Source organism: Pseudomonas sp. Pseusp21 (assembly GCF_059492145.1).
In genome coordinates this window covers 3864247-3877124 of record NZ_CP168520.1, presented here as the reverse complement: position 1 = coordinate 3877124, position 12878 = coordinate 3864247, and the positions used below count along the sequence as shown (strand labels likewise).

Here is a 12878-nt window from a genome sequence, read left to right as displayed (position 1 = left end):
CTTCCTCTTGCCGCGCCGTTGCGCCACGAGAGTATGACGCGCCAACCTGCTCATCACTTTAGGTCAGCCACAGCAGAACCGTCGACGCCGGCTGGCGCTTTCGCGACACTCGGCAACACGGCGGCCCGGTTCTCGTCTGGGTACACCGACTCCCATCCCCCACCCAGCGCCCGGTACAGCCCGACCATCGCCAATGAAACGCCGGTGGAGCTTTCCACCCATTGTTCCTGGGTGGCGAGCAGTGCGCCTTGCACAGTGAGGACGTTGACGAAGTCGACCACGCCCTCGACGTATTGCTGTTGCGCGGTGCGCAGGGCGATCTGGTTCTGGCGCACGGCTTCGGCGAGGCTGTCGCGGCGGCGCTGGCTGGCGTTGTAGGCGGTCAGTTGGTCGTCGATTTCGTGCCAGGCGCGCAGGACGGTCTGTTGATAACCGATCGCCGCTTCCTGCTGCTGGGCTTCGCGCAGTTGCAGCACGCCGCGCAAGCGGCCGCCGTCGAACAGCGGCAGGCTGAATTGCGGGCCGATGCCGAAGGCGCGTGAGCCCCAGGAACCGAAATCGCTGAGCTGCATGGCTTGCGAGCCGAGATTGCCGGACAGGGTGATGCGCGGATAGAAATCGCCCTTGGCCACGCCGATGTTGGCGGTGGCGGCATGCAGACGGGCTTCGGCCTGGCGAATGTCCGGGCGGCGTTCGGCCAGTTGCGACGGCAGGCCGATGGCGACGGTCAATGGCGACTGCGGCACCGGCGCGTCTGTGGATAACTCTTGAGCCAAGGCCTGTGGCGGTTCGCCCATCAACAGGCTGATGGCGTTGATCAGTTGCGCCTGACGTTGCTCCAGCGCCGGCAGGCGCGATTCGATGGCCGCCACCTGCGCGGCGGCTTCGGCGACGTCGAGATCGGTGGCCACGCCATCGTTGAGGCGCAGTTGCGAGAGCTTCAGGCTGTGCCGCGCCACCTCGAGGTTCTGCTCGGTGACCGCGCGGGTGTTCTGCACGCCGCGCAGCTGGATGTAGTTCTGCGCGGTGTCCGCGAGCACCGCCAGCAGCACACCGCGACGGTCGTTTTCCGCGACTTCGAGGTTGGCATCGGCCGCTTCGGTTTCCCGGCGCACACGGCCCCAGAAATCCAGTTCCCAGGAGGCGGAGAAACCGGCGTCCCACAGGTTGAACGCGGAATCGCCGTTGTGCCCGGACGGGTCGTTCAAGCCTTCACCGCTGTTGCGTTTGCGGGCGTAGCTGCCGGTGGCGGCGGTCGTCGGATAGCGGTCGGCGCTGATCACCTGACGGGCAGCGCGGCTTTGTTGCAGACGGCTGCTGGCCAGTTGCAGGTCAAGGTTGCTGCGCAAGGCGCGCTGGGTCAGGGCCGAGAGCTGCGCGTCGTGAAAGACTTCCCACCAGCGCTCGTTCAACGGTTCGCTGACGGCCTGGCTGGGGGCACTTTTTGACGGTTTGGCCCACTCGGCAATCCGGGTGGTTTCGGGTTTCTGGAAGTCCGGGCCGACGGTGCACGCCGCCAACGCCGACAGACTCAGGACAACCGTCATGGACTGAAAGCGCTTCATCGCTGCGTCACCTCACGCACCGAGGCGGCCGAGCTTTCGGTGTCGATGCTCGCCTCCACCGACATCCCCACTCGCAGCCGTTCGGCCAGCGGCTGGCCCGGATCCAGCAAAACCTTTACCGGAATCCGCTGCACGACTTTGGTGAAGTTGCCGGTGGCGTTGTCCGGTTTGACCGCCGCAAAAGTCACGCCGGTAGCCGGGGCGATGCTTTCGACACGGCCGGTGAGGGCTTCGCCGCCGAGGCTGTCGACCCGCACGACCACATCCTGCCCCGGCTGCACGTCGGTGAGCTGGGTTTCCTGGAAATTGGCGACCACATAGGCCTGTTTCAGCGGCACCACCGCCAGCAGTTTGCTGCCCGGCGTCACATAGGCGCCGACCCGTACGGCGCGCTCGCCGATCATGCCGTCCTGGGGCGCGGTGATGCGCGTGTAGGACAGCTCGAAACTGGCGATTTCCAGCGCGGCCTGAGCGTGCTTCAAACTGCCTTCGGCAGCATCGCGCTGCGCCGTCAGAATCTCGACCTGCTTACGTTCCGCTGCCAGTTTCGCGGTGGCCGTGTCCAGCCGCGCAGAAGCCTGATCGATCCGGGTGCGCGCCTGCTGCGCGTTCTGCACGGTGCCGGCACCGACGCCGGCCAAGTGGTTGTAGCGGTTCAATTCCTGCTGGGCGAAGGCCATTTCAGCCTTGGCCGATACCACCGACGCCTGCGCCTGTGCGATCACCGAAGTTTGGCGCTCCAGAGTGGCCTTGGCGTTCTGCAACTGCGCGCGGGCCACCAGGGTTTGCGCATCGGCGGCTTCGGCGGCGGCGCGCAGGTCGCGGTCATCGATCAGCGCCAGCAACTGCCCGGCCTTGACCTGCTGGTTGTCTTCCACCAGCACCTCTTTGATGAATCCGGCCACACGCGGCACCACCAGGGTGAAGTCGGCAGAAACGAATGCATCGTTGGTGTTCTGCTGGGTGCGTTTGCCGAACAGGCCGGGCATCGCCAGATACACCAGCACACCAACCGCCAGCGCAGCGGCTACGGCCACCGCGAGTTTTTGCTTTGCTTGAGTCGTCATAAAAACCTTCTGTTTCAGTCAGGTCGGCGCGCGCGGCGGAAAGATCCGCGTCGGCAGCCAGAAAATCAGCAGGATCAGCGCCACCGCGACGCCAGCCATGCACAGATAAAGATCCGAAGAAGTCAGCACCACCGCCTGTTCGTGCAAGCGATGGGCGAGGCCGGGGTCGTTGCTCGCGGCCAGCGGCGAATTGCCGAGACGATCGACCAGCATCGTCGAGTGAAAATGCAGGCGCGAAGTGGTCAGCGCCTCGATCACGCCGGTGGCGACCACCGCCGCCAAGCCTTTCACGGTGTTGAACCAGGCCGAGGCGAACGGCCCGTCCTGGGGCTGGATGCTGCCGGTCGACAACATCAACAACGGCAGCACCGCCATCGGCTGGCCGAAAATCTGCAGCCATTGCAGGACGTAGAAATCGTCGCGAATCCATTCCGAGGTCAGTTGCGAGCCGCCCAGACACGACAGGGTCAACATGCTTAAACCCACGCCGAGCACCCAGCGGCAATCGACCCAGCGCAGGTTGCACAGCGCCGCCACCAGCGGCAGCGCGATCAACTGCGGCAACGCCGCGATCAGCATGATCGGCGCAGTCTGTACCGGCCGGTAACCCTGCACCTGAGCCAGATAACTCGATGGAATCAGCACCACCGCCAGCAGCACCACCAGCACGCCGGCCAACGTCATCAGTGCGAACGACAGGTTGCGGATGCCGAGCATCTGTAACTTGAAAAACGGAATCGGTTGCGACCATTCATTGATCAGAAACGCCACCAGCAACAACGAACCGGCGCCGAGCAAAGCGCAGATCAGGTTCGACTCGAACCAATCCAGGCGATTGCCCTGCAACAGACCGATCACCAGCATGCAGATCGCCGGAAAGCCCAGCAGCAGGCCTTTCCAGTTAAATGTTTTGAGGCGTTCCAGACGCAGCGGATCCTGCGGCAAGCCATAGGCGACAGCGGCCATGGCGATCAGGCACGGCACGATGATTTGCCAGAACGTCCATTGCCAGCCGACATATTCGGTCCACAACCCCGCCAGCGGCGTGCCGAGACCGGGGCCGAACGTCGCGGTCAGGGCGTAACCGGCGAGGCCGTAAAGCTTGATGTTGGCCGGCAGGAATCGCAGCGCAACGGTCATCAGCATCGGCGGCAACGCGCCGCCAGCCAGGCCTTGCAGGATGCGCATCAGCAGCAGGCTTTCATAGTTCGGGGCGAACGGACAGAGCACCCCAAGCAGGGTGAACACACCGATGGCGCAGAGGGTGAAGCGACGCAGGGAAAAGGTCACCGAGCACCACGGCGCGAATGCCATGGCCGCCACCGAGGTCGCGGTGTAGCTGGCGACCAGCCAGGTGCCTTCGTCGTAACCGATGCTCAGGGCGCCGCGAATGTCGGCCAGGGCGACCTTGGTCACCATCTCGTTGAGACCCGACACCAGCACCGCCAGCAGCACGCCGACCAGACCGATGATGATCCGCGCCCCGAACACCGGTGGCGCGGCTGCCATCGGAGCGGTTGCGGCGATCGGCGCCGTGACCGTCAGGGATGTCATGCAAGCAAACTCCGGAGGGAAAAATACCGGAGCATGTTAGTAGGGCTTAGTGCTGACGAAAATTGACTTATTGGCAGCTTATAAGTGCACCAGACGCAATTGTCAGGGCTGTGCCGCCAGCCAGGTTTCGTCGCAGCAGGTCTTGAGGGTTTCCCGCAGCCAGCGGTGGGCCGGATCCTTGTCGAAACGCGGGTGCCAGGCCTGGGTCAGCATCAGGGTCGGCAACGGGACCGGCAGATTGAACGAGCGCAGCTTCAAGCCCAGCCGCCGCACGCTGAGTAGCGCTTCCTTGGGCACCGGCAGGATCAGGTCAGAGTCCGGCAGGGCGAACATCGCCGCGTGGAAACTCGGCGCAATCACTGCCACCCGCCGCTCCAGCCCCAGGGCATTCAAAGCGGTGTCGATGGGCCCACGGGCGATGCCCCGGCGGGACATGCTGATGTGGGAAAAACCGGCGTAACGTTCGGCCGTGATCTCGCCATCCAGCAGCGGATGATCCTCGCGCACCAGACCGACAAAGTGGGTGGAAAACAGGTTCTGCACTTTGACTTCCGGCGTCACCGGGCGGGTGTTGCTCACGCTCAGATCGATCCGCCCTTCGCGCAGGGCTTCATCGTCGCCGTCGCCCTCGGGGACGAAACGTAACTCACAGTGCGGCGCCAGTTGATCGAGGGTGTCGAACAGCTTGCCGCCGTACACCCCGACGAAAAAATCGTTGGCACGAATGCTGAAGCGCCGGCGCAGGGTGCCCAGCTCCACGGCGTCCGCCGAGCGGAAAAGCAACGCCGCCTGCTCGACCACATCGCGCACCTGCTCGCGCAGTTCCAGGGCCTTGGGCGTCGGCACCAGACCGCGGCCGGCACGCACCAGAATCGGATCGCCAATGGCTTCGCGAATCCGCGTCAGGGTGCGGCTCATGGCCGCCGAACTGAGGTTCATCCGCCGTGCGGCGCCGACCACGCTGCCCTCGTCGAGCAAAGCGTCGAGGGCGACCAACAGGTTCATGTCCGGGAGTTGCATGCTGAGCACTCGTGACCGATCAGGATTGATTCGCACGCAATGCTAGCAGATCAGAAAATCAGCGCTGCATCCCCCAGCGCTTCACCGTCACCCGCTCCAGCGTGTCGAACACCAGGTTCTCCACCAGCAAACCGATGAGGATCACCACCGCCAGACCGGCAAACACCTTGTCGGTGTACAACTCATTGCGGTTCTGGAAGATGTACCAGCCCAAACCACCCTTACCGCTGGTGGCACCGAACACCAGTTCGGCGGCGATCAGGGTGCGCCAGGCGAAAGCCCAGCCGATTTTCAGTCCGGCGAGGATTGATGGCAGCGCCGCCGGAATCAGGATGAACAGCACGAAGCGCATGCCCTTCAAACCGTAGTTGCGCCCGGCCATGCGCAGGGTTTCCGAGACGCCGAGAAACCCGGCGTAAGTGTTCAGCGCCAGCGCCCACAGCACCGAATGCACCAGCACGAAAATCAGGCTGTTCTGCCCCAGGCCGAACCACAGCAACGCCAGCGGCAACAGCGCAATCGCCGGCAGCGGGTTGAACATCGAGGTCAGGGTGCTGAGCAAGTCCCGGCCAACCTGGGTCGAAACCGCCAGCGTGGTCAGGGCGAAGGCCAGGACGATGCCGATCAGGTAACCCTTGATCAGCACCACCAGCGAAATCCACACCTTGCCCAGCAGTTCGCCGCTGAGCAGGCCGTCGTACAGCGCATGACTGGTCTGCAAAAAGCTCGGCAGCAACAGGTCGTTGTTTTGCACCCGGGCGACCACCTCCCAGAGCACGGCGAGCAAAATCAGGATCACGCTTTTGCGCAGCCAGCCCTGTTGCCACAGGCGCTGGCCCAGCGGCAGCTCGCGCTCCACCGGAACGCTGGTCAGCGGTTGCAGATCGTTTTCGAATTCTTGACGTACGGATGATGAATGGCTCATCGGGCAATCCTCCAGGCGGCTCAATAAGCGATGCGGATATCAGTGAAATCCAGTTCGCGCTCGGTTTCCGGCGACTGGCCTTCATCGAACAGCAATCGGTGAATGCGCCGCGCCGATTCCTGAAACGCTACACCGCCGAGGCTGTGCAAATCGTATTGATGACTGTGCACTTCCGCCCTCACCCGCCCTGGATGCGGCGACAACAGCAGGATCCGATTGCCGACCACCAGCGCTTCTTCAATCGAGTGGGTGACGAACAACAAAGTGAAACGCACCTCCTCCCAGAGCAGCAGCAATTCCTCCTGCATCTTGCGCCGGGTCAGGGCATCCAGCGCGGCGAACGGCTCGTCCATCAGCAGGATTTTCGGCTGCATCGCCAGCGCCCGGGCAATCGCCACCCGCGCCTTCATGCCGCCGGACAAGGTGTGCGGATAGGCATCGGCGAACGCCGCCAGACCGACTTTCTCCAGGTAATGCAGCGCACGCTCTTCAGCTTCCTTTTTCTTCAGCGTGCGCGAAGCCAGCAGCGGAAACATCACGTTCTGTTTGACGGTTTTCCACGGTGGCAGTTGATCGAACTCCTGAAACACCACGATCCGGTCCGGTCCCGGCGCGTCGACTCGCTGGCCCTGCAGACGGATCTCGCCCTCGCACGGTGCAATGAACCCGGCGACGGCTTTGAGCAAGGTGGATTTACCGCAGCCGGACGGACCGAGCAGCACGAAGCGATCCTGTTGATCGACTTCGAAACTGACCTGATGGGTGGCCCGCACGACGCGCTGCGGCGTGCGGTATTCGAGGCTGACCTGATCGACCGCCAACAGCGCTTGCGCAGTGGCGATCGGGTTGCTGGCCGCGTGGCCTTGCAAAGGGGCGTTCATGTCGATCAGCTCCCCTGCAACGGTTTGGCGTCCTGGAAGAAGTAGTCCTTCCACGATTCGGGTTTGTTCTTGATCGCGCCGACGCGGTAGAGGAATTCGGCGAGCGGGTAGGTGTTTTTCGGCGTGACGCTGAATTCAAACTGCGGGTTGTCGATGATTTTCAGCAACGCGGCGCGGTCGATCTTGGCCTTGGTCACGCGGATATAAGTGTCCGCCGCCGCGCCTTTATCGTTCTGCGCAAATTGCGCGGCTTCGGTCAGCGCTTCGACGAACGCCTTGTAGGTTTTCGGGTTCTCGTTGCGGAATTTCTCGGTGGCGAACAGCACGGTCGGCGAGTTCGGGCCGAGCACGTCATAGGAGTTGAGCACCACATGCACGTTCGGATTTTCCAACGCCTGATCCTGGAACGGCGGGTTGGAGAAGTGCCCGGTCAGCTCGGTGCCGCCGGCGATCAACGCAGCAGTGGCGTCCGGGTGCGGAACGGCGATGGTGTACTTGTCGAGGCGGTTGAATTCCTTGTCGCCCCACTGTTTGGCCGCCGCGTATTGCAGGAAGCGCGACTGCACCGAAACGCCCACCGCCGGCACCGCGATGCGGTCCTTCTCGGTGAAGTCGGCGATGGTTTTGACCTTGGGATTGTTGCTGACCAGGTAGTACGGGAAGTTGCCCAGTGAGGCCACGGCTTTGACGTTTTGTTTGCCGTGGGTGCGATCCCAGATCGTCAGCAACGGCCCGACACCGGCGCCGGCAATGTCGATGGAACCGGAGAGCAGTGCATCGTTGACCGCCGCGCCGCCGGACAACTGGGTCCAGTCGACCTTGATGTCGAGGCCTTCCTGCTTGCCGTACTTCTCGATCAGTCCCTGATCGCGCACCACATTGAGCAATAAATAGACAATGCCGAACTGCTCGGCGATGCGGATTTCACCTTCGGCGTGGGCCACAGTCGGCGCCACCAGGCTGCCGGCGATCAGGCTGAACCCGAGGCCGATGGCCGCCGCCAGCGGCGCGAATGGAAGACGTTTGGACATGATCGGATCTCCGGCAAATCAGAAAGGCGCGTCGCCCTGAATGGTGGTGCGATACAGCTTGCGGCGCAGGTGCGCAGGGCAACCGGCGGCAAGGTGGATCAGCGAGCGGTTGTCCCAGAACACCAGATCGTGGGGCTGCCATTGATGGCGGTAGATGTTCTGCGGCAGCACGCTGTGGGCGTAGAGCTCGTCGAGCAGTTGTTTGCTCTCGTCTTCCGGCAGGCCGACGATGCGGGTGGTAAAGCCTTCGCTGACGAACAACGCCTTGCGGCCGTTTTCCGGATGGGTGCGGACCACCGGGTGCACGACCTCGGCGACCTGGGCCAGTTGCTCCGGGGTCAGGGTCGGGCGCCAGTTGCCTTCGAATTTGGTTTCGCTGTAACGCGCGGTGTAGGAATGCGCAGCCGAGCGGCCTTCGACCGCTTTGCGCAGCGCGTCGGGCAGGCTGTCCCAGGCTTTGTGCATGTCGGCGAACAGGGTGTCGCCGCCTTCAGACGGCAGCTCCTGGGCGTGCAGCATCGAGCCAAGGCTCGGCAGCTCTTTATAGGAAAGGTCCGAGTGCCAGAATTTGCCGGCATCACCGAGGCCGATGTTCTGGCCGTTTTCGACGATGTTGGAAACGATGAGGATTTCCGGGTGATTGGCCAGCAGGAACTGCTTGAGCACGTGGATCTGCAACACGCCGAAGCGGCGGCTGAAGTCGATCTGCTGTTGCGGGGTGATGCGCTGGTCGCGGAACACCACGACGTGGTGATCGAGGTGCGCGCGGTGGATGCGGGCGAAGTCTTCATCGTTGACCGGACGGGTCAGGTCGAGACCGATGATTTCGGCACCAACGGCACCGCTGAACGGGCGGACTTCGAAGGTTTGCGGCGCGGCAGTCGCGGCGCTTGGGGTAGCAGTAGCTGCGGACATCAATCAATCTCCCACGCACGGCGCGCTCAATGGCGCGCGCGTCGATCAGAAACTCACGCTGGATTGCGTGTTGGTTCGTGTCGTGCGGCGCGCCGATTGGTCGGCAGGTACGCAGGAGGCTGACTTTATAGCTATAAGAAGCGGAATTTAAATACTGTTAACGAATAACGATATGGCGAATGCTTAGGAATGGACTGGATGGTGAGTGACCATTTGTGTCACTTCTGGACGGAATGTGTTGTTCCGACAGACGCCTTCGTCGGATCGCCGCCCGGAGCAAGCCCGCTCCCGCACTCGATCGCGTGTCTCTGGAAAAACGCAGTCGAGTGTGGGAGCGGGCTTGCTCGCGAAGAGGCCGGAAAGGCCAATAAAGATCTAGCGTTCGTGCAACGCCTCGGCCCGCGCCCGGATGATCGGCTTGAGCAGATAGCTCAGCACGGTCTTCTTGCCGGTGATGATATCCACCGACGCCACCATCCCCGGGATGATCAGCAACGGCTTCTCGTCAGTGCCGAGATGGCTGCGCTCGGTGCGCAGCTTGATGACGTAGTAGGTGGTTTTCTTGTCTTCGTCGGTGATGGTGTCGGCGCCGATCTGTTCCAGCTTGGCCTTGAGACCACCGTAGATGGTGTAGTCGTACGCGGTGAATTTCACCGTGGCCTCCTGGCCCGGATGCAGGAACGCGATGTCCTGCGGGCGGATCTTCGCTTCGACCAGCAGGGTGTCGTCCAGCGGCACGATTTCCAGCAGGTCGCTGCCCGGCTGGATCACGCCGCCGATGGTGTTGACCAGCATCTTGTTAACGATGCCCCGTACCGGCGAGGTGACGAGCGTACGGCTGACCCGGTCTTCCAGCGCCTTGCCGGTGGCCTGGGCCTTGTTCAGGTCGGTGCGCGCCTCGTTCAACTGAGTCAGGGCTTCGCTGCGGAATTTGCCGCGGGTCTCGTCGATCTTGCGCTGTACTTCCTTGATCGCCGATTCGGCGCGCGGGATCGCCAGGGTGGTGGCGTCGAGCTGACCACGGGTTTCCACTTCGGCACGCTTGAGTCGCAGCACTTCCACCGGCGATACCGCGCCCTGAGCCACCAGCGGCTCGGACATGTTGATTTCCTGGCGTTGCAGACCCAGTTGCTGACGGTACTGCGCCTGCTTCGAGGTGAACTCGCGCAGCTCTTGCTGGCGCTGAATCAACTGTTCCTGCAGGCCACCGACCTCGTCGTGCAATTGCTGACGACGGCTGATGTACAGCGATTCTTCACTTTTCGCCTGACCCGGCACGGCTTTGAGCACGTCCTCGGGGAAATTCAGCGGCCGGTCATCGACCTCGGCGCTCAGGCGCTCGACCCGCAGCAGCATCGACAGCCGATCAGCCTCGGTTTCACCGACGTTGGAGGCGAATCGCGTGTCATCCAGGCGTACCAGCGGTGCGCCGGCCTCGACGATCTGGCCTTCCTTGACGAACAGCTCGGAGACGATACCGCCCTCGAGGTTCTGGATTTTCTGGATCTTCGACGAGGGAATCGCCTTGCCGTCGCCCTTGGTCACTTCGTCGATGACGGCGAAGTTGGCCCACAGCATCAGGAACACGAAGAAACCGATGATCGCCCAGATCGTCAGCCGCACCACGCGCGGCGCGTCCTCGATCAAGGCCTTGTTGACCTCTGGCAGCGGCTGGCCCTGCAGCGATGCCGAGCCCTTGAAGTAGCGGCGGATCGAATCCTTGAAACCCGACTTAAGCAACACTGATCTGCCCCTTCTTCAACGCTTCCATCACGGCCGCTTTCGGGCCATCGGCGAGAATCTGCCCACGGTCGACCACCAGCAGGCGATCGACCAGCGACAGCAGCGATGCCCGGTGCGTCACCAGCACCACGGTCTTGTTTTCCACCACCGCCGCGAGGCGTTGCTTGAGGCGTTCTTCGCCGGTGTTGTCCATGGCGCTGGTCGGTTCGTCGAGCAACAGAATCGGCGGATTGAGCAACAGCGCCCGGGCCAGGGCGACGTTCTGGCGCTGACCACCGGACAGGTTCTGCCCGCGCTCGCCGACTTGCAGCTCATAACCCTGCGGGTGCAGTCGGGCGAATTCGTGGACGCCGGCCAGTTCAGCGGCCTGCAGGACAAGTTCGTCTTCGACGTAACGAGCGCCGGAAATCAGGTTGTCGCGCAGGGTGCCGGCCAGCAGCTGGATGTCCTGGGGCACGTAGCCGATGTTGTAGCGCAGCTCGCTGACGTCGATCTGGCGGATGTCGACGCCATCCACCAGCAACGCACCATCGTCCGGCTGATAGAGGCCGACCAGCAATTTCGCCAACGAACTTTTGCCCGAGCCGCTGCGGCCGATGATGCCGATCTTCTCGCCGGGACGGATCACCAGGTTGATGTTCTTCAGGGCCGGGTTCTGCTGTTCCGGGTAGGTGAAGCTGAGCTGGCGGCATTCGATCGCGCCTTGCAGCACCTTGCGGCTCAGCGGGCGCTCTTCGAAATTGCGCTCTTGAGGCAACTCCATCATCTGGTCGACCGAAGTCATTGTCACCCGCGCCTGCTGGTAGCGGGTCAGCAGACCGGACAGCGACGCCAGCGGGCTGAGGGCGCGGCCACTGAGCATGTAGCAGGCGATCAGGCCGCCCATGCTCAGGTTGCCGGCGATGATCTGGTACACGCCGAAGACGATCATGATCACCCCGGCCAGTTGCTGGATCAGCAGGGTGATGTTCATCGCCAGACCGGAGAGCATTTTCACCCGCAGCTCGAGGCGGCTGAGGGTGCCGATGGTTTGCTCCCACTGATATTGGCGTTCGCTTTCGGCATTGTTGACCTTCACCGCGTCGAGGCCGGCGAGGGTTTCGATCAGGCTCGACTGACGCTCGGCGCCGAGGGCCATGGTGCGTTCCATGGTTGCCACCAGCGGTTTCTGCAAGGCATAGCCGATCAGCAGCGCAATCGGGAAGGCCAGCACCGGAATCCACACCAGATGCCCGCCGAGAATCGCGATGACGATGAAGATCAGGATGGTGAACGGCAGGTCGATCAGGCTGGTCAGGGTCAGCGAGGCGAGGAAATCGCGCAGGCTCTGGAATTCGTGGATGTTCTGGGCAAAGCTGCCGACCCGCGCCGGGCGGTATTTCATGGCCATGCCGACGATGCGTTCGAACAGCGTGGCGGAGATGATCAGGTCGGTTTTCTTGCCGGCCAGATCCAGGCACAGGCTGCGCAGGCTCTTGAGGATCAGGTCGAACAGATAGGCGCCGGTGATGCCCAGCGCGAGGACCCACAGGGTCGCTTCGGCCTGGTTCGGCACCACGCGGTCGTAGACATTCATCACGAACAGCGGCGCGGCCATGGCGATGATGTTGATCAGGAAACTGGCGGCGATGGCGTCGGCGTACAGCCAGCGCGAACGCTTGAGGGTGTCGCGAAACCACGAGCGTGCACGCGGGATCAGCGTGCCGTGGTTGACGTCGAATTTGTGCTGGGGCTGGGCGAAAAACACTTTGCCGGTGTAGTCGTCGGCCAGCAGCTCGCGGCTGACCAGGGATTCACCGCCGTCGCTTTCGCTGAGCAGCACCCGCGCATCATTCTCACCCTGCCAGCCGAGCAGGACGGCACTGCGGCCATCCTTGAGCAGCAACAGCGCCGGCATGGCAATCGCCGGAATCTCTTCCAGCTTGCGTTGCAGCACCCGCCCTTGCAGCCCGGCGCGCGCCGCTGCACGGGGCAGCAGCTCGACACTCAGGCGTTGTTTGGGCAGCGGCAGGCCGGTGGTCAGCATCGCCGCGCTGGCAGGTTTCTGGTGGAGCATGCAAAGAGCGAGCAGACCGTCCAGTAACGGATCGTCATGCAACGCGCGTGGATCATGACTGAGATGAACTCGACTGACTTCTGATTCCACGCTCGACACTCTTTAGCAGTTGAAAAGGGAC

The 12878-nt window shown here is 62.9% G+C and carries 10 protein-coding genes; all 10 read right to left on the bottom strand.

Annotated elements, in window-relative coordinates; genetic code table 11:
- Positions 1–53: 53 nt before the first annotated feature.
- Positions 54–1565 carry an efflux transporter outer membrane subunit gene (locus tag ACEN93_RS17670; RefSeq protein WP_254778413.1) on the bottom strand — a complete coding sequence of 504 codons (1512 nt, stop codon included), beginning with the start codon at positions 1563–1565 and terminating at the stop codon, positions 54–56.
- Positions 1562–2632: an HlyD family secretion protein gene (locus ACEN93_RS17665; protein WP_495610319.1), complete on the bottom strand. Its 1071-nt coding sequence runs from the start codon at positions 2630–2632 to the stop codon at positions 1562–1564. Before ACEN93_RS17665 ends, ACEN93_RS17670 begins: the two co-directional genes overlap by 4 nt.
- 18 nt (positions 2633–2650) lie before the next feature.
- Positions 2651–4186, bottom strand: coding sequence for an MFS transporter (locus ACEN93_RS17660; RefSeq protein WP_039773028.1), 1536 nt, complete (start codon positions 4184–4186; stop codon positions 2651–2653).
- 102 nt (positions 4187–4288) lie between these two features.
- Complete coding sequence (locus tag ACEN93_RS17655; RefSeq protein ID WP_495610318.1) at positions 4289–5206, bottom strand: LysR family transcriptional regulator; 918 nt, start codon at positions 5204–5206, stop codon at positions 4289–4291.
- Between the two features lie 58 nt (positions 5207–5264).
- A complete protein-coding gene (locus tag ACEN93_RS17650) occupies positions 5265–6131 on the bottom strand; it encodes an ABC transporter permease (RefSeq protein ID WP_011331855.1) in 867 nt (288 codons plus the stop codon).
- A gap of 20 nt (positions 6132–6151) precedes the next feature.
- Complete coding sequence (locus tag ACEN93_RS17645) at positions 6152–7012, bottom strand: ABC transporter ATP-binding protein (protein ID WP_007957720.1); 861 nt, start codon at positions 7010–7012, stop codon at positions 6152–6154.
- Between the two features lie 5 nt (positions 7013–7017).
- On the bottom strand, positions 7018–8043 hold the full coding sequence (locus ACEN93_RS17640; protein ID WP_007957722.1) for an ABC transporter substrate-binding protein: 1026 nt from the start codon (positions 8041–8043) through the stop codon (positions 7018–7020).
- An 18-nt stretch (positions 8044–8061) separates the two neighbouring features.
- Positions 8062–8958, bottom strand: a complete 897-nt coding sequence (locus tag ACEN93_RS17635) for a TauD/TfdA dioxygenase family protein (protein WP_039773033.1) — start codon at positions 8956–8958, stop codon at positions 8062–8064.
- A gap of 375 nt (positions 8959–9333) precedes the next feature.
- The gene (locus tag ACEN93_RS17630; RefSeq protein WP_011331851.1) at positions 9334–10701 is read right to left on the bottom strand and encodes an HlyD family type I secretion periplasmic adaptor subunit; all 1368 of its coding nucleotides are present in this window, start codon (positions 10699–10701) and stop codon (positions 9334–9336) included.
- Positions 10691–12847, bottom strand: a complete 2157-nt coding sequence (locus tag ACEN93_RS17625) for a type I secretion system permease/ATPase (RefSeq protein ID WP_064382650.1) — start codon at positions 12845–12847, stop codon at positions 10691–10693. The genes ACEN93_RS17630 and ACEN93_RS17625 overlap by 11 nt, the downstream gene beginning before the upstream one ends.
- Positions 12848–12878 lie beyond the last annotated feature (31 nt).

Coding starts and splice junctions, on each gene's coding strand:
- ACEN93_RS17670 (WP_254778413.1), bottom strand. CDS start 1,565: ATGAAGCGCTTTCAGTCCATGACGGTTGTCCTGAGTCTGTCGGCGTTG.
- ACEN93_RS17660 (WP_039773028.1), bottom strand. CDS start 4,186: ATGACATCCCTGACGGTCACGGCGCCGATCGCCGCAACCGCTCCGATG.
- ACEN93_RS17645 (WP_007957720.1), bottom strand. CDS start 7,012: ATGAACGCCCCTTTGCAAGGCCACGCGGCCAGCAACCCGATCGCCACT.
- ACEN93_RS17655 (WP_495610318.1), bottom strand. CDS start 5,206: ATGCAACTCCCGGACATGAACCTGTTGGTCGCCCTCGACGCTTTGCTC.
- ACEN93_RS17650 (WP_011331855.1), bottom strand. CDS start 6,131: ATGAGCCATTCATCATCCGTACGTCAAGAATTCGAAAACGATCTGCAA.
- ACEN93_RS17665 (WP_495610319.1), bottom strand. CDS start 2,632: ATGACGACTCAAGCAAAGCAAAAACTCGCGGTGGCCGTAGCCGCTGCG.
- ACEN93_RS17635 (WP_039773033.1), bottom strand. CDS start 8,958: ATGTCCGCAGCTACTGCTACCCCAAGCGCCGCGACTGCCGCGCCGCAA.
- ACEN93_RS17640 (WP_007957722.1), bottom strand. CDS start 8,043: ATGTCCAAACGTCTTCCATTCGCGCCGCTGGCGGCGGCCATCGGCCTC.